This window comes from Chromobacterium sp. INPA-IVC, assembly GCF_059047085.1.
Genome location: NZ_JBTNLS010000007.1, coordinates 295,968 through 315,862, shown reverse-complemented (window position 1 = coordinate 315,862; position 19,895 = coordinate 295,968). Strand labels below are relative to the sequence as shown.

General features: G+C 66.7%; 18 protein-coding genes. 8 read left to right on the top strand and 10 right to left on the bottom strand.

Translation table 11 applies throughout. The features are described from left to right. Positions 1-40 precede the first annotated feature (40 nt). The 3 genes from ACX17K_RS15285 to ACX17K_RS15275 all read left to right on the top strand — a co-directional run bounded on the left by ACX17K_RS15285 (position 41) and on the right by ACX17K_RS15275 (position 2,022). Positions 41-691 carry an MBL fold metallo-hydrolase gene (locus ACX17K_RS15285; protein WP_493775478.1) on the top strand — a complete coding sequence of 217 codons (651 nt, stop codon included), beginning with the start codon at positions 41-43 and terminating at the stop codon, positions 689-691. Further along, entirely contained in the window at positions 691-1,008 is a 318-nt protein-coding gene (locus ACX17K_RS15280) for an MGMT family protein (RefSeq protein ID WP_493775477.1), read from the top strand. The genes ACX17K_RS15285 and ACX17K_RS15280 overlap by 1 nt, the downstream gene beginning before the upstream one ends. Before the next feature lie 246 nt (positions 1,009-1,254). Beyond that, complete coding sequence (locus ACX17K_RS15275) at positions 1,255-2,022, top strand: outer membrane protein OmpK (RefSeq protein ID WP_493775476.1); 768 nt, start codon at positions 1,255-1,257, stop codon at positions 2,020-2,022. Positions 2,023-2,108: 86 nt separating this feature from the next. Here ACX17K_RS15275 and ACX17K_RS15270 read toward each other — a convergent pair whose 3' ends face one another. Continuing rightward, complete coding sequence (locus ACX17K_RS15270) at positions 2,109-3,704, bottom strand: GGDEF domain-containing protein (RefSeq protein ID WP_493775475.1); 1,596 nt, start codon at positions 3,702-3,704, stop codon at positions 2,109-2,111. Positions 3,705-3,821: 117 nt separating this feature from the next. On the opposite strand from ACX17K_RS15270, the gene ACX17K_RS15265 reads away from it, so the two are divergent. After that, positions 3,822-5,696 (top strand): ribonuclease catalytic domain-containing protein, encoded by a 1,875-nt coding sequence (locus tag ACX17K_RS15265; RefSeq protein WP_493775474.1) that lies wholly within the window; start codon positions 3,822-3,824, stop codon positions 5,694-5,696. Between the two features lie 59 nt (positions 5,697-5,755). On the opposite strand, the gene ACX17K_RS15260 is transcribed toward ACX17K_RS15265, so the two are convergent. Both ACX17K_RS15260 and ACX17K_RS15255 read right to left on the bottom strand, forming a co-directional pair. Next, entirely contained in the window at positions 5,756-6,655 is a 900-nt protein-coding gene (locus tag ACX17K_RS15260) for an NAD(P)-dependent oxidoreductase (protein WP_493775473.1), read from the bottom strand. Positions 6,656-6,711: 56 nt separating this feature from the next. Then, on the bottom strand, positions 6,712-7,293 hold the full coding sequence (locus ACX17K_RS15255) for a TetR/AcrR family transcriptional regulator (RefSeq protein ID WP_493775472.1): 582 nt from the start codon (positions 7,291-7,293) through the stop codon (positions 6,712-6,714). A 306-nt stretch (positions 7,294-7,599) separates the two neighbouring features. Here ACX17K_RS15255 and ACX17K_RS15250 point away from each other — a divergent pair, with 306 nt between their 5' ends. Next, positions 7,600-9,261 carry an AMP-binding protein gene (locus tag ACX17K_RS15250; RefSeq protein ID WP_493775471.1) on the top strand — a complete coding sequence of 554 codons (1,662 nt, stop codon included), beginning with the start codon at positions 7,600-7,602 and terminating at the stop codon, positions 9,259-9,261. A gap of 12 nt (positions 9,262-9,273) precedes the next feature. On the opposite strand, the gene ACX17K_RS15245 is transcribed toward ACX17K_RS15250, so the two are convergent. Beyond that, a complete protein-coding gene (locus ACX17K_RS15245; protein WP_493775470.1) occupies positions 9,274-10,095 on the bottom strand; it encodes an HDOD domain-containing protein in 822 nt (273 codons plus the stop codon). A gap of 224 nt (positions 10,096-10,319) precedes the next feature. On the opposite strand from ACX17K_RS15245, the gene ACX17K_RS15240 reads away from it, so the two are divergent. Further along, positions 10,320-11,948, top strand: coding sequence for a methyl-accepting chemotaxis protein (locus ACX17K_RS15240; protein WP_493775469.1), 1,629 nt, complete (start codon positions 10,320-10,322; stop codon positions 11,946-11,948). Positions 11,949-12,046: 98 nt separating this feature from the next. Further along, positions 12,047-12,787 (top strand): glycoside hydrolase family 16 protein, encoded by a 741-nt coding sequence (locus ACX17K_RS15235; RefSeq protein WP_493775468.1) that lies wholly within the window; start codon positions 12,047-12,049, stop codon positions 12,785-12,787. 48 nt (positions 12,788-12,835) lie between these two features. Here ACX17K_RS15235 and ACX17K_RS15230 read toward each other — a convergent pair whose 3' ends face one another. The 6 genes from ACX17K_RS15230 to ACX17K_RS15205 form a co-directional block, all read right to left on the bottom strand. Beyond that, complete coding sequence (locus ACX17K_RS15230) at positions 12,836-13,657, bottom strand: class I SAM-dependent methyltransferase (RefSeq protein ID WP_231162882.1); 822 nt, start codon at positions 13,655-13,657, stop codon at positions 12,836-12,838. A 437-nt stretch (positions 13,658-14,094) separates the two neighbouring features. Beyond that, entirely contained in the window at positions 14,095-14,763 is a 669-nt protein-coding gene (locus tag ACX17K_RS15225; protein WP_493775467.1) for an META and DUF4377 domain-containing protein, read from the bottom strand. A 55-nt stretch (positions 14,764-14,818) separates the two neighbouring features. After that, positions 14,819-15,475 (bottom strand): META domain-containing protein, encoded by a 657-nt coding sequence (locus tag ACX17K_RS15220; RefSeq protein WP_493775466.1) that lies wholly within the window; start codon positions 15,473-15,475, stop codon positions 14,819-14,821. Between the two features lie 75 nt (positions 15,476-15,550). Then, entirely contained in the window at positions 15,551-16,924 is a 1,374-nt protein-coding gene (locus tag ACX17K_RS15215) for an NAD(P)(+) transhydrogenase (Re/Si-specific) subunit beta (protein WP_104948030.1), read from the bottom strand. Between the two features lie 2 nt (positions 16,925-16,926). Further along, the gene (locus tag ACX17K_RS15210; RefSeq protein WP_166438812.1) at positions 16,927-17,226 is read right to left on the bottom strand and encodes a proton-translocating transhydrogenase family protein; all 300 of its coding nucleotides are present in this window, start codon (positions 17,224-17,226) and stop codon (positions 16,927-16,929) included. After that, on the bottom strand, positions 17,219-18,385 hold the full coding sequence (locus tag ACX17K_RS15205) for a Re/Si-specific NAD(P)(+) transhydrogenase subunit alpha (RefSeq protein ID WP_493775465.1): 1,167 nt from the start codon (positions 18,383-18,385) through the stop codon (positions 17,219-17,221). Before ACX17K_RS15205 ends, ACX17K_RS15210 begins: the two co-directional genes overlap by 8 nt. 504 nt (positions 18,386-18,889) lie before the next feature. On the opposite strand from ACX17K_RS15205, the gene ACX17K_RS15200 reads away from it, so the two are divergent. Then, positions 18,890-19,870 carry a sensor histidine kinase gene (locus ACX17K_RS15200; protein WP_493775464.1) on the top strand — a complete coding sequence of 327 codons (981 nt, stop codon included), beginning with the start codon at positions 18,890-18,892 and terminating at the stop codon, positions 19,868-19,870. Positions 19,871-19,895 lie beyond the last annotated feature (25 nt).

Below are 19,895 nucleotides of genomic sequence, written 5' to 3'. Positions count from 1 at the left end.
TGACAAAATGGCGGATTGAGATTCCGCCGCGAGCAATGCCATGGCCTTGAAATACCACGTGATCCCGGTCACCCCGTTCGCCCAGAACTGCAGCGTGCTGTGGTGCGACGCCAGCCGCAAGGCCGCCATCGTCGACGCCGGCGGCGACATCGACCGCATCCAGACCTGGGTCGATAGCCAGGGCCTGGCGGTGGAGAAGCTGCTGCTGACCCACGGCCACATCGACCACGCCGGCGGCGCCGCCGTTCTTGCCGAACGATTGGGAGTGGAAATAGAAGGACCGCAGCGCGCGGAAAGCTTCTGGCTGGACCAGTTGCCCACCCAGGGCCAGATGTTCGGCTTTCCGCGCAGCGAGCCGCTGACCCCGCAGCGCTGGCTGGAAGAGGGCGACGCCGTCACCATCGGCGAGGAAACCTTGAACGTGATCCACTGCCCCGGCCACACCCCCGGCCACGTGGTGTTCCACAGCCCGGCGGCCAAGGTGCTGGTGGCCGGCGACGTGCTGTTCCAGGGTTCGATCGGCCGCACCGACTTCCCGATGGGCAACCACCAGCAGCTGATAGACGCGATCCAGCAAAAGCTGTTCATCCTGCCCGACGACACCGTGGTCATCCCCGGCCACGGCCCGTTCACCACCATCGGCGCGGAGAAGCGCGGCAATCCCTACGTCGCCAACCCGCGCTACCGCTGATGCCGCCCGAATTCGCCCGCCGCGTGCTGGCGCTGCTGGCCGAAGTGCCGCCAGGCCGCGTCACCACCTACGGCACGCTGGCCGAGCTGGCCGGCTACCCGCGCCACTCGCGCCATGTCGGCAAGCTGCTGGGCAACCTGCCCGAAGGCGTCGCCGCGCCCTGGTACCGGGTGCTGGGCGCAGGCGGCAGGCTGTCGCGCCCGGGCAGCCACCATGCCGACTGGCAGCGGCTGCAATTGGAGGAGGAAGGGGTGGAATTCAATGCCAACGGCAAGGTGGACCTGAGGATTTTCGGTTGGCCCGACCAGATGGTTTGACCTGAAACAAGCCAGAAATCGGCGCGCGCTCAGATACTTATCTCCACGTAGAGATATTTCCATGTGGCATTATGGCAACAGAATGTAATTCTTATGTCATTTTGTTACAACAGCTCAACGTTTCTTTGCAGAAAAGCGACATACAGGTGACAAATTGTTTGCATACGTCCGGTTCTACGTCTAATCTGCGCGCGCTCGCCGACAGCCTGTCGGATGCTTACTACACGAAAATAGTCTGGTGAAACAATGAATACTCGCAAGTCGCTGCTGGCCCTGTCCTTGTTGGCCGCCTCCGCACTGGCTCATGCCGGTGGTGAATACTCTTTCGCAAACGTCAGCGCCAACTGGCTGGACTGGTCGGATCGCACTACCGAACAAAGCGGCAAGCGCGACTTCGGCTACCTTGAAGCTGAAGGCGGCCTGGGCGCCAAGTGGGGCGAACTGTATGGCTTCTTCGACCTGGAAAACCCGGGCAAGGGCAACAATGGTACCGGTACAAAAGACCGCCGCTACACCACCAAGGTAATCGGCCGCTACAACATGGCCGAAATCGGCGGCGTGCCGGTGCAACTGTACGCTCACATTTACGATACCCGCGGCAACGAGTTCTTCACCCAAAACCGCGTACTGGGCCTGGGCACCGACCTGAGCTTCGGCGCGTTGAACATCAAACCGTTCTTCGGCGTGCATAACGAACTCGATTCGTTCGGTGTGGGCTCCGGCTACAACGGCTTCATGACCGGCTACGTGATGCTGTATCCGTTCCAGGCGTTCGGCCAGAACCTGATGATCACCCAATGGCATGAAACCGAGTTCAACCGCCAGGATAAGTTCATCGGCGCGTACAAAGCCGGCGATCGTCCGCGCGTAGGCCAAAACGGCGCCGTCGCGCTGTGGTGGACCCCGACCAAGGCGGTCACCACCGGCATCCAGTACCGCTACGCCGACCAGAAACTGGGCAGCACCGCGTACCAGAACGCCGTGATCTACTCGATCAAGTACAACATCAAGTAATTGATGGACTTTCCCGTCCTTCCCAGGACGGGCCGGCGGCTTAGTCCGCCGCTTGCACGCCCCCGCCTCGCGGGGGTTTTGTTTTTCTAGCCGCCGTGGCATTCCACCCGGTTGCGGCCCGCGGCTTTGGCGCGGTACAGCATCTCGTCGGCCTGCTGCACCAGGCTGGTGGCGTCTTCGGCGCTGGCCAGCGAGCTGACGCCGACGCTGAAAGTCTGGCGGAAGGTCCGCTCGCCCACCTGCTGCTCCAGCCGGCAGAAATCCTGCCGCAGCGTTTCCAGCATCCTGCACGCCTTGTCCGCCGGCGTGCCCGCCAGCACGATGGCGAACTCTTCGCCGCCGTAGCGGCCCACCAGGTCGGTGCGCCGCAGCCTCTCCTTCAGGAAACGCGCCAGGTTGAGCAGCACCTCGTCGCCGACCTGATGGCCGTAGTTGTCATTCACCTGCTTGAAATAGTCGAGATCCAGCATCGCCAGCGACAACGGCTGCCCAGCGCGGCGGGCGCGCTCGATGGCGCTGTCCAGCTGGCCGTGCAGATGGGAATGGTTGAGCAGGCCGGTCAGGCTGTCGTTGACGATGTAGGAACGCAGCTTGCGGTAACGGCGCGCGCGGTTCACCACCGTCACCACCAGTTCTTCCGGCGCCACCGGCTTGGTCAGGAAGCCATCGATGCCCAGCGTCAGCGCGTCCAGCTGAACCGTCTGGCGCTTTTCCACCGACAGGAAAACGATGGGAATGCCGTCCAGCAGCCGCTGCTGGCGTATCACCTTGGCCAGCTCGATGCCGTTGCTCTGCGGCATGTACATGTCCATCAGGATCAGGTCCGGATTGAATTGCTGGATCCTGTCCGGCACCCGCTCCGGATTGGTCTCGCTGACCGCCTCCACTCCATGCGCGGCCAGCACCCGCGAATACAGCCCCGCCAGCGAAGCCATGTCCTCGACGATCAGCACCCGCAACGGATCGCGCCGCTCGCCGATGTCGCCGAAGCTGAGCAGGTCCACCAGCTGGTTGACCTGCAGCGGCCAGTCGAGAAAACCGCAGGCCCCCATCCGCACCGCCTCCAGCCGGGCCGGAAAGTCCCGCCGCGGCGAGGTGATCACCAGCGGGCAGCTGCTGCTGATCGCCGACGCCAGCTGCCGGATGGGATCGTTGTCGGTGAAGTCGGCGAACGCCACCACCGCGGCCGGCGCCTGCCGCTGCAACGCCTTGGCCAGCTTGGCCGCCTGCGACATCACCGTCACCTCGAAGCCGAAGCAGGCCAGCTGCCGCTGCAGCCTGCCATCGTCCAGGCCGGCCGGCAGCCACATGTACAGCGTGGCATCTTCCGCGCCCGGCTGCAGCAAACCGTCCAGACTGCCCAGGTTCTGCTGGCGCTCCATCAGCCCCAGCTGGCAAACCACGCCCAGGTGATGGCGCAGCTGGCCGTAGCGCACCCGCTCCGACGGCGTCGCCTCGGGCTGCTGCAGCCACTGCTCCAGCAGCTCGGCCAACGCGCGCGCCTCCTTGGCCAGCTCGAGCAGGCTGATGGCGCGCACCAGGTTTTCCATCCGCGTCACCAGCGACAGCAGATGCGCGGCCAGCGGCCGCTCCCAGCGCGACACCAGCATGTAGCCGATGCGGTCGATTTCCCGCGCCAGATGGATGCGCTGGCCCGGATGGATGGATGCGGCCTGTTTCATCGGGCAATGGTTCCGTTTTCTGTTGGATCCGGCCGGCCTGACGGCAAAGTTTGTGGCTATGCCGCCGGAGCGAACTGCTATAATCCGCCCTTAAATTCAACGGCCTGGCAAGTTTTGATGAACGTTTTTTACGAAGAGAGCGGCAGTTTCAAAGTCGGCAGCATCGTGTCGCGCAGCGACGCCAGCCTGCAGGTGGACACTCAGCACGGCAAACGCGCCAAGATCAAGAGCGCCAACGTCTTTCTGGAGTTTAGTTCCTCGTTGGCGGATTTTCTGCCGTCGGCCGACAACGTGGCCACTGACATCGACCTGGATTTCCTGTGGGAATGCAGCCCCGACGACGAGTTCGGCTATCAGGATCTGGCCGCCGACTATTTCGGCCGCGAGCCCTCCGCGATCGAGGCCGCCGCGCTGATCAGCCGGCTGCACGGCGCGCCGATGTACTTCTACAAGAAGGGCAAGGGCCGCTACAAGAAAGCGCCGCAGGACGCGCTGCAAGCCGCGCTGGCAGGCGTTGAGCGCAAGAAGCGCGAGCAGGAGCAGATAGACGGCTGGGTAGGCGAGCTGAAAGCCGGCGCGCTGCCGGAAGCCATCCGCGCCCAGCTGATGCAGCTGCTGTGGAAGCCCGACAAGAACACGCTGGAATTCAAGGCCTTCGACCAGGCCAGCCGCGAACAGAACCTGCCGCCGCTGCGCCTGGCGCACAAGGTGGGCGGCATTCCGTCGGTGCCCGACTACTTGATGGCCGGTTTCCTGATGGAGTATTTCCCCAAGGGCGCCGGCTTCGGCAAGTACGCGCCGCCGGCCGAGCAGCCGGAGCTGCCGGTGGCCGCGGTGCGCGCCTTCTCCATCGACGACGCCAACACCACCGAGATCGACGACGCGCTGTCGGTGGAAGACCTGCCCAACGGCAACAAGCGCGTCGGCATCCACATCGCCGCGCCGACGCTGGGCGTGCCGCTGGATTCCGACATCGAGAAGATGGTGCTGTCCCGGCTGTCCACCGCCTACTTCCCCGGCGACAAGATCACCATGCTGCCGGACGACGTGGTGCAGGCGTTCACGCTGCAGGAAGGCCGCGACTGCCCGGCGTTCTCGCTGTACGCCGAGGTGACCCCGGAGTTCGAGCTGGTGGCCTTCGAAAACCGCATCGAGCGGGTGCCGGTGGCCGCCAACCTGCGCCACGGCGAGCTGGAGCAGGTGTTCAACGAAGAAACGCTGGCCAACGACCCCGGCGTCGACTACCCGTTCAAGCGCGAACTGGTGTGGCTGTGGCAATTCGCCGAGGCGCTGGAAAAACGCCGCGGCAAATACGATCCCAGCCGCCCGGCGCAGCACGACTACAACATCGACGTGATCGACGGCCAGGTGTCCATCACCATCCGCAAGCGCGGCGCGCCGATGGACAAACTGGTGTCCGAGCTGATGATCCTGGCCAACAGCGAATGGGGCCGGATGCTGGCCGAGGCCGACATCCCTGCAATGTACCGCGCGCAGAGCATGGGCAAGGTGCGGATGACCACCCGCCCCGAGCCGCACATGGGCCTGGGCGTCGCCCAGTACGCGTGGAGCACCTCGCCGCTGCGCCGCGCCAGCGACTTCATCAACCAGCGCCAGCTGGCGTCCATGATCCGCGGCGAGAAGCCTCAGTTCGCCCAGGGCGACGCGATGCTGTTCGCCATCCTGCGCGACTTCGACGCCACTTACGGCGCCTACCTGTCGTTCCAGGACAAGATGGAGCACTACTGGTGCCTGAAGTACCTGCTGCAGGAAAACATCACCGAACCGACCGCGTCCGTGATCAAGGAAGATCTGGTGCGCATCGACGGCCTGCCGCTGAGGCTGCGCATCCCCGGCCTGCCGGAACTGGCGCGCGGCGATCGCGTGCAGCTGTCGGTGGTGAAGGTGGATCTGCTGACCCAAGACGTGGAGCTGCGCTACACCGGCCGCCTCGACCATGTCGAAGAAGCCGGCGAGGACGAAGAAAGCTGAGCCTTTCGCCCGCCTGATTCAAAGCCGCCGCGCCGTAAGGCCCGGCGGCTTTTTCGCGCTCAAACCAGAAAGGACGCCGCCATGTCCTTGTCGCCGTGGCCCGCGTCCATCGCGCGCTGGAAGCGCCGCAGGCCCGCCGCCGCGCACTCCATCGCCACCCCGGCCTCGGCCGCCGCCGCCAGGATCAGCTCGGCGTCCTTGGCCGCGTTGTCCACGGTGAAGCTGGCCGCGTAATCGCCGGCCAGCATCGCCTTGCCCTTGGCCTGCAGATAGGGGCTGTCCAGCGGGCCGCCGGCCACCGCGTCCAACACCAGCGCCGGATCCAGGCCCAACCCACGCGCCAGCGCCAGGCTTTCCGCCGCGCCATGGGTCAGGGCCAGCGCCCAGCTGTTCAAGGCCAGCTTCAGCCGGCTGGCGTCGCCCGGCCGCTCCGACACCCAAAGGGTGCGGCGGCCGATGGCGTCGAACACCGCCTGCGCCTGCTCGCGGCGCGACTGCGGCCCGGCCGCCAGCATCACCAGCTGGCCGGCCTCGGCCGGCTGGCGCGTGCCCAGCAGCGGCGAGTCGTAGAAAACCAGGCCATGCTCCGCCGCCCAGGCCGCCAGCTCCGCCGTCGCCGGCGCGCCCACCGTGCTCAGCTGCAGCCACGCCGCGCCATCCTTCAGCCCCGCGGCGGCGGCCCGCATCGCGGCCAGCACCGCCGGACCGTCCTTGGAGACGGTCACGATCAGGTCGGCGCCGCGCGCGGCGTCGGCCGCGTCGACCAAAACCGCCGCGCCGTCGGCGGCCAGCGGCTGCGCCTTTTCCAGCGTGCGGTTCCACGCCCGCACGGCGAAGCCCTTGCGGGCGAGGTTGCGCGCGACGGCGGCGCCGATGATGCCGGTGCCGAGCACGGCGACAGTGAGGGAGGGGGCTTGGGTCATATTGTTTCTCCTGTTGCGGAAAGCCTTGCGGCCCATATTGGAACAATCAGTACAAAAAGGACGAAGATAATCAGGTTCGGGCCATGCCAGGTTTACAGACAGCTCAGAGCCATCTCCGCCGCATCGGTCAATCTGGCCTGCCTGCCTTCGCGGCCGACGCCCTTGCCCAACACCCGCAAGCCCTGGATCGTGCACATCAGAAAGCTCGCCAGCGCTTGGGGATCGCGGCCTGCGGCCAGCTCGCCGCGCTCGCGCGCCTGTCGCAACGCGCGCAGCAAAGCGGCTTCCAGCTGGCGGAAATGCTCGGCCAACGCGGCGTCCACCGCCTGGTCGCGGCCAGCCGCCTCCAGCGCGGCGTTGGCGGCCAGACAGCCTGGCCCCGGCTGTTCGCGCAACTCGTCGTCGACCACCCGCATCAGCAGCGCGCGCACCCTGTCCCGCAGCGGTCCGGCCGCCGCCAGGCACGCGGCGTTGGCGGCGCCGATTCGGCCGTAATGGCGCAACGCGCGCAGATACAGGCCATGCTTGCTGTCGAAAGCGTTGTACAGGCTGCTGCGCGACAGGCCGGTCCCGTCCACCAGGTCCTGGATCGAGGTGGCGGCATAACCGCGCTGCCAGAATACCCGCATCGCCGCTTCAGCGACGGCGTCTTCGTCGAATTCCTTGGGGCGCATCCGAAATGCCGGCTCCGATAATTTTGGAATGAATATTCCAGATCATATAGACGGCGCCGGCCAAGGACAAGCGCCTTTCATCCGCGCACACCGCCAGCCGGCAAATCCGCCACGATTTTCCCGACCGCTCGCTGCCCGCTTGTTCGCGGGATGCGCCGTCGCCAGAACGACCTTCGATTGAAATTGAAATGCCATTGGATTAACGTCGCGGATGCAATTCCGTCTTGCCGCATGCCGTTTCACCCGCATCCCACGATAACAAGATTCATCCGCGGCGCGTCTTCCGCCGCGCGCACAGGAGGAAACATGCAGGATTTCGCCCGCCACCCGGCCACTCCCGACCGGATAGACGCCTTGCCGGCCGCCTCGCTGGGGGAGATGCTGGCGCAGACCGTCGCCCGCTATCCCAACCACACCGCCTTCCACAATATGGGCCGCGACCTCAGCTACCGCGAGCTGGACCGGCAAAGCGCCCGGCTGGCCGATTACCTGACCCGCGGCCTGGGGTTGCGCGCCGGCGAGCGGGTGGCGCTGATGATGCCCAATCTGCTGCAGTACCCGGTGGCCTTGTACGCGGTGCTGCGCGCCGGCCTGGTGGCGGTCAACGTCAATCCGCTGTACACCGCGCGCGAGCTGCACCACCAGCTGGCCGACTCCCAGGCCCGCGCCATCGTGGTGCTGGAAAACTTCGCCCAGGTGGTGCAAGAAGCCCGCGCCGACACCTCGCTGCAGCATGTGGTCGTCACCGCCGTCGGCGACATGCTGCCGGCGCCCAAGCGCTGGCTGGTCAACGCAGCGGTGCGTTACGTGAAAAAACTGGTGCCGCCCTACCATCTGCCGGGCGCCGTCCCCTTCCGCCGGGCTCTGGCAGGCGGCGAGGCCGGACGCTGGCGCGACGCCAGGCTGGCGCCAGACGCGCTGGCCATCCTGCAATACACCGGCGGCACCACCGGCCTGGCCAAGGGCGCGATGCTCAGCCACCGCAACCTGCTGGCCAACGTCGAGCAGGCGCGGCTGGTGCTGGGCGGCGCGCTGCTGGAGGGCCAGACCGTGGTGGCCACGCCGCTGCCGCTGTACCACGTGTTCGCGCTGACCATCAACTGCCTGCTGATCGCCCGGCTAGGCGGCAACAGCCTGCTGATCACCAATCCGCGCGATCTGGACGGCCTGGTGGCCGAACTGGCCCGCCACCCGGTCAACGCCTTCACCGGCGTCAACACGCTGTTCAACGCGCTGTCGCACCATGCCGGCTTCGCCAAGCTGGACTTCAGCCGCTGGCGGGTGGCGATAGGCGGCGGCGCGGCGGTGCAGCAGGCTGTGGCCGAAGCCTGGCAGCGCGCGACCGGCCTGGTGCTGCTGGAAGGCTACGGCCTGACCGAAGCCTCGCCGCTGGTAGCGGTCAACGCGTTGGCGGTGGAACGCTATACCGGCACCGTCGGCATGCCGGTGCCCGGCACCGAGGTGGAGCTGCGCGACGACGCCGGCCGGCCCGCCGCCGACGGCGAGCCGGGCGAAGTCTGCGTGCGCGGGCCGCAGGTGATGGCCGGTTACTGGCAGCGGCCGGAGGAGACGGCCAAGGTGTTCCACGCCGACGGCTTCTTCGCCACCGGCGACATCGGCGTCCGCACCGCCGACGGCCTGCTCAAGCTGGTGGATCGCAAGAAGGACATGGTGCTGGTATCCGGCTTCAACGTGTATCCGAACGAAGTGGAGGACGTGGTGGCCCAGCATCCCGGCGTGCGCGAGGTGGCCTGCATCGGCGTGCCGGACGAGCGCACCGGCGAGGCGGTGAAGATCGTGGTGGTGCGCAAGGACGCGTCGCTGACGGCCGACGAGCTGCTGCGCCACTGCCGCGACAATATGACCGCCTACAAGGTGCCGCGCCACGTCGAGTTCCGCGACGAGCTGCCCAAGTCCAACGTCGGCAAGATACTGCGCCGCGAATTGCGCAGCGGCCAGCCCGCCTGAGGCGGGCCGGGGCTAGAACAGGTCGTCGACCAGGGTGCTGGACTGCTGCAGCGGCTCGATCGAGCCGGCGACGCGGTCGCGGTCCAGCCCCAGCCGCTCCAGCACGCCCTCCGGCAGGCTGGACAGCATGTCCTCGCCGCTCATGTCGTGGCGAAAGCCCGATACGATGAAAGTGGTCAGGCCGATCAGCTGCGCGTACGGCGAGGCCTCCTCGTTCAACAGGTCGTGCTGGCGGTAGATCGCCCCCTGGATCTCGTCCGGGAAGTTCCAGCGCCGCGCCAGCTCGGCGCCCAGCTCGGTCAGATCCAGGCCCAGCAGCATGCGCTCGGTGGCGATGCGGTCGGCGCCGCCGGCGACGATGCGGTCTATCTGCTGCGCCTGCTCAGGCACCGCGACGTACAGCACCAGTTCGCCGATATTGGCCAGCAGGCCGCAGGTATAGCCCAGCTGCGGCTCCAGCCCCGCCAGCCTGGCCAACAGCTTGGCGGTGTTGGCCATCGCGAAGCTGCGTTGCCAGAACGCCTGCATGTCGAAGCCGCTGATGCCGAGCGTGGCGCCGGTGACGCCGGAGGCGATCACCAGCACCCGCAGGTTGTCGAAGCCCAGCAGCACCACCGCGTCGTCCAGCGAGCCGACGCGGCGGCTGCTGCCGAAGCGCGCGCTGTTGGCCAGCCGCAGCACCCGCGCGCTCAATACCTGATCGTGCATCACCTTGTCGGTGACGTCGTTGATATTGACGTCGGAACGGTGGAAGCTGGCCACCAGCTCCTGCACCACCTTGGGAACCATGGGCAGCCTGCCCGAGGCCTTTTCGAAGATTTCACCCACCTGCATCGACGTTCCCCCCTTTGCCGGTTTAGCAGGTTTGAGCTTAGGCAATGACAAGGGGAAGAGAAAGCCGCCGCCGCCGCCTAAACCCTGCCAAACGGACAGATCAGAATGATTTTTGCCTAGCCGCCCCTCTGCGGCTATTTTTCATTCATGCAGCGCGTAGGCAAGCGGTTGAACCATCGGGACATCGAATACGCCCGGCGCAGCGCCTTTACCGGGAGAATCCGATGCTGTCCCAACTCTCTGTCAAACAGAAGCTCCTGGCCGGCTATGGCCTGATGATCCTGATCCTGGCCGCCATCGTCCTGACCGCCATCCTCAAGCTGAACGCCATTCAGGCCAAGGAAGTGGAAATCACAGAAAACCGTTACCCGAAGGCGGCGCTGTGCAACAAGATCGTGCTGGCCACCATGGGCGTGGCGCGCGCGGTGCGCGACGCCATCATCGCCCAAAACCCGCAAGAGATCGAAACCAACATCAGCAAGGTGGAGGAACTGCGCGCGCAGAACACCGCCAGCCTGGAACAACTGGACCAGGCCCTGGTTTCGCCCAAGGGACGCGAGGTCTTCGCCCGGGTGCAACAGGCCCGCAACGCGCTCTCCGCCTTGTACTCGCCGCTGTACGCGCTGATCCGCGCCAACAAAGATGCGGAGTCGGTCGCCTTCCTGAAACAGCGCTTCGTGCCGGCCAACCAGACATTCGCCCAGACCCTGGACGAACTGACCGCCTACCAGAACGACAAAGTGCAGCAGGCGCTGGACGACAGCAAGGCCGCCTACGCCCAGGCGGTCACCATCATGCTGGTCTCCGCCGCCGCCGCGCTGCTCATCGCCGTGACCGTGGCGCTGTTCGTCGCCAACCTGGTGACCACGCCGCTGAGAAAATCGGTGGCGCTGGTGCGTAATATCGAACAAGGAGACCTGTCCGGACCCGACGAAGCGCTGCCGGTATCGCGCGACGAGGCGATGGAGATCGCCCGCAACGTCCAGAACATGCGCCAGGGGCTGCGCGAAGTGGTGGCCAATATCCAGGACAACGCCAACCAGGTGTCCGACTCCGCGCACCAGCTGTCCAGCATGGCGCAACAGGTGGCCACCAGCGCGCAGCGGCAGTCCGAAGCCACCTCCGAAGCCGCCGCCACCATCGAACAGCTGACCGTCAGCATCAACCACGTCGCCGACAATTCCGACCAGGCCTCGCGCCAGGCGCGCGACGCCGGCGATCTGGCCGGGCGCGGCGGCCACGCGGTGCAGGCCTCGGTCGGCAAGATCCAGTCGGTCAGCACCGCGGTGGCCGCCACCTCGGAAGAGATGCGCACGCTGACCGGCGAGGTGCAGCGCATCGGCAACATCGTCACCGTGATCCGCGACGTGGCCGACCAGACCAATCTGTTGGCGCTGAACGCGGCGATCGAGGCGGCGCGGGCCGGCGAAATGGGCCGCGGCTTCGCGGTGGTGGCCGACGAGGTCCGCAAGCTGGCCGAGCGCACCGCCAGCTCGGCGCAGGAAATCACCCAAATGATCAGCGCCATCCAGCAAGGCGTGGAGAAGGTGGTAGGCAGCATGGACCAGAGCCTGTCCAGCGTCGACGCCGTCTCCGGCAGCGCCCGCGAGGCCAGCGACTCGATGGAGGAAATCGAGGGCAGCACCCGCGACATCGTCGGCACCATAGGCAACATCACCAGCGCCTTGGGCGAGCAGCGCACCGCCAGCCTCAGCCTGGCGCAGAGCATGGAACAGGTGTCGCAGATGGCGGAATCCAACAGCGCCACCGTGGAGGAGCTGGCCACCACATCCAGCGAGCTGAACGCGCTGTCGCACAATCTGCAGAACGTCACCGCGCGCTTCCGCTTGTAGGAAAAAGTTCTCAGCCGGACTGTCCTGACGGACTGGGGGCCGCGCGCCGGGCGCGGCCCGTGGCAACATGGCGGTTTTCCCCCACAGGAACCACCGCCATGAAAACCGCGTTCGCGCTCGGCTGCGCGCTATCCGCCGCGCTGGCCTTCGCCCAGCCCGCCGCCGCCAAAACCCTCCGCTTCTCCGGCTACGACTGGGAAGTGCGCAACCAGGGCAGCAGCGGCCCCGGCCCCAATGTCTGGGACGAAAACAACGTCTGGCTGGACGCCCAGGGCCGGCTGCACCTGAAAATCGCCAAGCGCGGCGGCCAATGGACCGCCGCCGAACTCTATCTGCCGCAACGGCTGGGTTTCGGCCGCTACCAGTTCAAGCTGATCGGCCGCCCGGACCGTTTCGACCCCAATGTGGTGCTGGGCCTGTTCAACTACCCGACGCCGGACGTCGGCCCCGACGGCAGCAACGAGATCGACATCGAATTCTCGCGCTGGGGCAGTCCGGCCAATCCGATGGGCAACTACACCGTCTACCCGGCGCGGCCGGGCCCGGCCCCCACCTCCTACACCTTCGATTTCGCGCTGGGCGGCGATTACAGCACCCACCGCTTCGACTGGAGCGCGGCCGCGGTCGACTACCAGTCGCTGCACGGTTTCCAGGACGGCGACCTCTATCCGATCGCCCATTGGCGCTTCAACCCGGTCGACGCGGCGCAGCGCGTGCCGCAGCAGCCGCTGCCGGTGCATCTGAACCTGTGGTTGTTCCAGGGCAAGCCGCCGGCGGACGGCCAGGAAGTGGAAGTGGTGATACAGGAGTTCAAGTTCGTCCCGGCGGCGGCGCGCTAGGACGAAAGACAGGCGGCGGAACGAAAACTCCGCCGCATCGCGCCGCCATCAATAGGCGAAGCGCTCGCGCAGATCCATCAGGTTCAACTCGTCCAGAATGGCCAGCTGGCGCTCGCGGGCGCTGTTCTTGCCCTTGCCGGTCTTCTTGGCGATGATCAGCTCGTTCTTCATCGAGTGCTCCCAGCCGACCAGCTCGGTGACGGTCAGCTGATAGCCGCGCGCCTCCAGCTGCAGGCAGCGCAGCACATTGGTCAGCTGGCTGCCGAACTCGCGGGTGTGGATGGGATGACGCCACAGCTCGGACAGCGGCGTCTTGCCGAAGGTCTCGTTCTTCTTCTGCCGCAGCACCGACGCCACCTCGGCCTGGCAGCACGGCACCAGCACGATGTACTGGGCGTTCTTGGCCAGCGCGAAGCGGATCGCGTCGTCGGTGGCGGTATTGCAGGCGTGCAGCGCGGTGATGACGTCCACCTGTTCCGGCAGCTCGGTCGAGGTGATCGACTGCTCCACCGTCAGGTTGAGGAAGCCCATGCGATCGAAGCCCAGGCGGTCGGCCAGCTCGCGCGACTTGTCCACCAGCTCCTGCCGCGTCTCCACGCCATAGACATGCCCGGCGCCTTTGTCCTTCAGGAACAGATCGTACAGGATGAAGCCGAGGTAGGACTTGCCGGCGCCGTGGTCGGCCAGCGTCATCGTTCCCTTGCTCTCCAATACATCGGCCATCAAGGGCTCGATGAATTGATACAGGTGGTAAACCTGCTTCAGCTTGCGGCGGGTGTCCTGGTTGATCTTGCCGTCGCGGGTGAGGATGTGCAGCTCTTTGAGCAATTCCAGCGATTGCTGGGGTTTGATTTCGGGAATCAGGCTCATGGCGGCCTCCTGCAATTTCAATGCCGCGATTGTAGCAGAGCGGCTGTCATAGCCCGTTTTACAGACAGACGCTTTAACCACGGATGTCGTGGCTGTGTATTCTCAGACGATGGAAACACGTATGCGGCGGGCCCCACTCCCCCCTTCTGCGCGCGCCGGGGAAAATGCGGCGGGCAAGGTTTTAAGCCGCCGATCTGTTCGACGCCGCGCGACGGTAGCGCGTACCGCTGAGCGAATCAAGGATTCGCACGCATGTAGTTTCGGCGGCTCCTTGCCTGGCGCATTTTTCTCGGGGTTTCGCGGGCGGCAGGGGCGGCCTGGGGTTGCAAGGGGGCTGGCCGCGCAGCCCCCTTGTCCGTCCGCCGGGCGGAACCGGCACTCAAACCATCATCCGCGCAGCGGATCCATCACGTGCCATGCGACACGGAAGCCGTCCCTCAAGGCTTCTTCACCACTTCCTGCTCGACCACCAGATCCAGGATCCAGCGGATGGAAGACGCGTCGGCCGGCGGATTGTCCACCTTCACTTCCTTGATCCGCAGCCGGTAAGCGACGCCAGGCTCGGGCTGGAAGCCCTCGATCTCGCCGTAATGCAGCTCCCAGGGCTTGGACTTGTCCGCGCGTACCTGCAAGCACTGCATCGGCGCCACGCCGGTGCAGGCCTTGCGCTCGGCGGCGACATAGATGAACTTGATCTCGCCCTGCGGCTGGCGTTCGAAGGTCAGCGCGTCCTTGCCGTCGGACAACTTCAGACGCTCGCCGTCCAGGCTGACGTCCATGCCGGCCTCCAGCTGGCGCGACAGCTTGGCGTCGCGCTGCATCGCCTCCGGCGGGCACATCATCAGCGTCGACGCCAGGCGCTCGGCGCGCAGCTTGCCGCCATCGATCGCGGCCGGGCCGAACATGCCGTTGCAGCCGGCCTTGGCGAACAGCCGTTGCTGGTCGATGCGCAGCAGGATGCCCTTGTCGCCGGCGCCGGTCTGCTTCCACTCGCCTTGCAGTTGCGGCATCGTCGGCGCGGGGCCCTGGCGAACCGGAGCGGTGGGGCTGGCGCAGCCGGCCAGCAGGGCGGCGCCGAGCGCCAGCAGGGTCAGTCGGTAAGACATCGCGATATCCTGAACAAGAAACAGACTATGACGCCCGTAGAGCTCACAGGTTCCGTCAATCGACAACCGGCGTCACCGTCTCCTGGTAGATCACTTTCACCAATTGCAGCGCGGTGCCGCCGCCGCGTTCCGGCTCGCCTTGCAGCTTCAGGTAATAGCTGCGGCCGGCTTCGGGCGTGAAGCCGGCGATCTCGCCGTGGTAATCGCGCCACGGTTCGCCCTCGCTGCCGCGCAGCCGCAGACAGGCGCCGTCCGCGCAATCGCCGCGCGTCGCGTACCAGTATTGCTCGCCCGCCTGCGGCCGCCACGCCGCCTGCGGCGAAACCGGAGCCGCCGCCTGAGCGGCGTCCGCTTTCGCAAAACGGTAGACGGTCTTGCCGGCCGCCAGCGTCAGGTAGCGGCCATCGGCGGACGGCAGCAGGCGGAACGGCGCGCCCAGCAATTTCAGCAAGGCCTGCTCGCGCGCCATCGCCTCCGGCGCGCACGCCATGCGGGTGGTGGAAACCTGGTGGCGGCCGTCTTCGTCTATGCCCAGCGTGAAGCGGTTGCAGCCGGCGAAGCCGCTGATGCGGCTGTCGGAAATGCTCAGGGTAGGCTGCGGCGCCGGTTGCGCCGGCGACTGGAGCCGCCATTCGGTGTGTTGCAGATCGGGCAGGGCTTGAGTCGGCAGCATCATGCTGCCGCTGACCAACAGGGCGCCGAGAGAAGGCATGCGGGTTTCCTTTTCCATGACTGCGGACGGCAAAACGCCCGCCAATGGCGGGCGTTCGGGACGGCGGACGAGCGCTCAGTGCACAGCGTTCTTGAGCAGGTCTTCCACCACTTTCTTGGCATCGCCGAACACCATCATGGTTTTATCCATGTAAAACAGCTCGTTGTCCAGCCCCGCGTATCCCGCGTTCATGGAGCGCTTGACCACGATGACGTTGCGCGCCTTGTGCGCCTCCAGGATGGGCATGCCGTAGATGGGGCTTTGCTTGTCCTTCTGCGCGGCCGGGTTGACCACGTCGTTGGCGCCGATCACCAGCACCACATCGGTGGTGGAGAAGTCGGCGTTGATCTCCTCCATCTCCAGCACCTGCTCGTACGGCACCTCGGCCTCTGCCAGCAGCACGTTCATATGGCCCGGCATCCGGCCCGCCACCGGGTGGATCGCGTAGCGGACGCCGACGCCCTGCTCGTGCAGCAGTTCGGCGAATTCCTGCAAGGCGTGTTGCGCGCGCGACACCGCCAGGCCGTAGCCCGGCACGATCACCACCTGGTCGGCGTTGGCCATCAGGAAGGCGGCGTCCTCAGCGCTTCCGGCCTTGTAGGCCTTGGCCGGCCCCGCATCGCCGGCCGGACCGGCGACGGTCTCCGCGCCGAAGCCGCCCAGCAGCACGCTGACGATGGAGCGGTTCATCGCCTTGCACATGATGTAAGACAGGATGGCGCCGGACGAGCCGACGCAGGCGCCGGCGATGATCAGCACCGGGTTGTTCAGCGTGAAGCCGATGCCGGCCGCCGCCCAGCCCGAGTAGCTGTTCAGCATAGACACCACCACCGGCATGTCGGCGCCGCCGATCGGGATGATCAACGTCACGCCCAAGGCCAGCGCCACCGCCACCATCGCCAGGAAAGCGGCCTGGCTGTCGGTGAAGAAGTAGGCCGCGCCGAAGCCGACCATGGCCAGCGCCAGCAGCAGATTGAGCGGATGCTGGCCGGCGAAGCTGATCGCCTTGGCGCCGAAGCGGCCGGACAGCTTGCCGTAGGCGATCACCGAGGCGGTGAAGGTGATCGCGCCGATGAAGGCGCCGATGAACAGCTCCACCTTCTGCACCGGCGTGTGCTCGACGCCGCCGTGGAAGATGGCCGCCACCGCGATCAGCACCGCGGACAGGCCCACCAGCGAGTGCATCGCCGCCACCAGCTCCGGCATGCCGGTCATCTCCACCGTGCGCGCCTTCCAGGCGCCGACGACCGCCCCGGCGGCGATGGCTCCGGCGATCAGCGCCAGCACCGGCTTGTCGATGATCAGCAGCGTGGTCAGCACCGCGATCGCCATGCCGACGATGCCGTACAGATTGCCGCGCCGCGCCGAAGCCGGGCTGGACAGCCCCTTCAGCGCCAGGATGAACAACACCGCGGCGACCAGATAAAGAACAGCCGAAACATTCTGCATCGTCATCCCCTGTTTTTCTTCTTGAACATGTCCAGCATGCGCTGGGTGACCAGGAAACCGCCGAAGATATTGATGCTGGCGAGGAAGATGGCCACGGCGCCCAGCACCGAGGTGACGGTGATCTCCTGGCCGTTGATATCCACCACCTGCAGCATGGCGCCGACGACGATGATGCCGGAGATGGCGTTGGTGACCGCCATCAGCGGCGTGTGCAGCGCCGGGGTGACGTTCCACACCACGTGGTAGCCGACGAACACCGCCAGCACGAAGATGGTGAAGCTGGTGATGAAGGGATCAGCCATGGTGCGGCTCCTTGTCGTGGTTGGCGGCTTCCGCCGGACGGGCGGCGGCGCCGAAGCGCTGCTCGCCCTGGTGCGTGACCAGCGTGGCGGCGACCAGCTCGTCGGCGAGATCCAGCGTCAGGCCGCCGCCTCCCAACAGCAGGCCGAGGAAGGTGTGCAGATTGCGCGCGTACAGGCTGGAGGCGTCGGCCGCCAGCATCGCGGGCAGATTGGTCAGGCCCACCACCCGCACGCCGTTGTCGGTCAGCCAGGCCTCGCCGGGACGGGTCAGCTCGCAGTTGCCGCCGGCCTCGGCGGCCAGGTCGACGATCACCGAGCCCGGCTTCATCGCCGCCACCGCGTCGGCGGACAGCAGGCGCGGCGCCGGCTTGCCGGGAATCAGCGCGGTGGAGATGACGATGTCGGCGGCGGCGGCGCGCTTGGCCAGCAATTCGTTCTGCCGCGCCAGGAATTCGGCCGACATCTCGCGGGCGTAGACGCCGCCGCTGGCGGCTTTTTCCTCGTCGCTCATCGGCACCTCGACGAACTTGGCGCCCAGCGACTCCACCTGCTCGCGGGTGGCGGGGCGCACGTCGTAGGCTTCCACTACCGCGCCCAGCCGCTTGGCGGTGGCGATGGCCTGCAGACCCGCGACGCCGACGCCCAGCACCAGCGTCTTGGCCGCCTTCACCGTGCCGGCGGCGGTCATCAGCATCGGCATGAAGCGGGGATAGAACTGGCCGGCCAGCAGCACCGCCTTGTAGCCGGCGATGTTGTTCTGGCTGGACAGCACGTCCATGCTCTGGGCGCGGGTGGTGCGCGGCAGCAGCTCCAGCGCGAAAGCCGACACCCGCTGCGCCGCCAACTGCGGCAGCAGCGGATTCTGATACGGCGCCAGCATGCCGACCAGCACCGCGCCGGGCTTCAGCGCGGCCACGTCGGCGGCCTCGGGCATGCGCACCGCCAGCACGATGTCGGCCGCGGCCAGCATCTCCTGCCGCCGCTCGGCGATGGTCGCCCCGGCGGCCACAAAGGCGGCGTCGGGCAGCGCGGCCGCCAGGCCGGCGCCCTGTTCCACGACGACAGCGTGGCCGGCGCCGACCAGCTTCTTCACCGTGTCCGGCGTCGCCGCCACACGGTGCTCGCCGGCCAGCCGCTCGGCTGGGATGACGATATTCATACCGGATATCTCCTGCAAGTGGATGGTGGAATCAGAAACGGGAACGGTCGTGCGCGGCGGTCGGGAACGATCGTTTGGAAATCATTAAATGCATGCTGCGCCGCATTATGCAAGGCATATATTGGCTACCGTATATCGTCTGACAGGCTTGATTCAACCGGGAAATCGGACATGTCAAAATCATTGCGCGGCGCAATAAATCCGGCCCTTGGAACCATGCGCCGCCCATTCGACAAGCGGGTCCATCGGCTGCCGTCAGGCAGCGATGCAAATTAGATTTATCTGATATTCTTGAGAGCTGACACTAGCGCCGGCGAGCCCGGTTTGTAAAGCGGGGAAAACCGCCGTTCGCGAGCAAATTTGCGCCAGATCAGACCCGGCTCACCGAATCGCCGCGCGGGGCCTGAGCGCAGGTCTGGCCAACTGCCTTCGCTTTTCTTTATATACGGCGGCGGTTTCCATCGCCGGGCGCTATCATCGCAGCATCGCCCCCGGAGACCCGCCATGTCCCGCCCGATTCCGACGCCGCTGCCCGACTTCCGCCTGCCTGGCGTGATGCTGCGCATCCTGCAGCTGCCGGCGCTGCTGCTGTGCGCCGACGGCCTGCTGGCGCTGACGGCCGAGCAGCCGCTGTGGCGCTGGCTGCAATCGGCGCTGGCGCTGATTCCGGGCAGCCTGCTGTCGCTGGCGCTGCTGGCGCTGGCCGCCCCCTGGCTGTCGCGGCGGCGGCGCGGAGCCGTCTGGACGGCGCTGATCGCCGGCGCCAGTTTCGCCTTGTGCCAATGGCGGCTGCAGGACGACTGGCCCCGGACCTGGACCTCGGCGGCGCTGGCGATGGCGGCAGCCCCGCTGCTGCTGCACTATCTGGCGCTGCGCCAGCGCGCGCTGTCGCCGGCGCTCGCCGAGGCGCGGCTGACCGCGCTGCAGGCGCGCATCCGCCCGCATTTCCTGTTCAACAGCCTGAACGCCGCCATCGCGCTGATCCGTTCGCGGCCGCAGCAGGCGGAAACGGTGCTGGAAAATCTGGCCGAGCTGTTTCGCGCCCAGATGGCCGCGCCGGAGAGGCTGTCCACGCTGGCGCGCGAGATCGAGCTGGCCAAGATGTACCTGGCGATAGAGTCCGAACGGCTGGGGCCGCGGTTGACGATCAGCTGGCGCATCGACGCGCCGCCGGACGCCGAGCTGCCGCCGCTGCTGTTGCAGCCGCTGGTCGAGAACGCCGTCTGCCACGGCGCCGAGCGCGTGGCCGGCGAGGTTGAGATCGTCATCTCCGCCCGCGTCGCCGGCGGCCTGCTGGAGCTGGCGCTGGACAATCCGCTGCCGGCCGATGCCGCGCCGACCGCCGGCAGCGGCATCGCGCTGGACAACCTGCGCGAGCGGCTGGCGCTGCTGTACGACGCCGAGGCCTCGCTCGCCGCCGAGCGGCGCGGCGGCCGCTACTTCGCCCGCGTCCGCCTGCCATGCCGCGCCGCCAGGCCGGACTGACGCCGCCGCGCTTTGCCGAACGCGG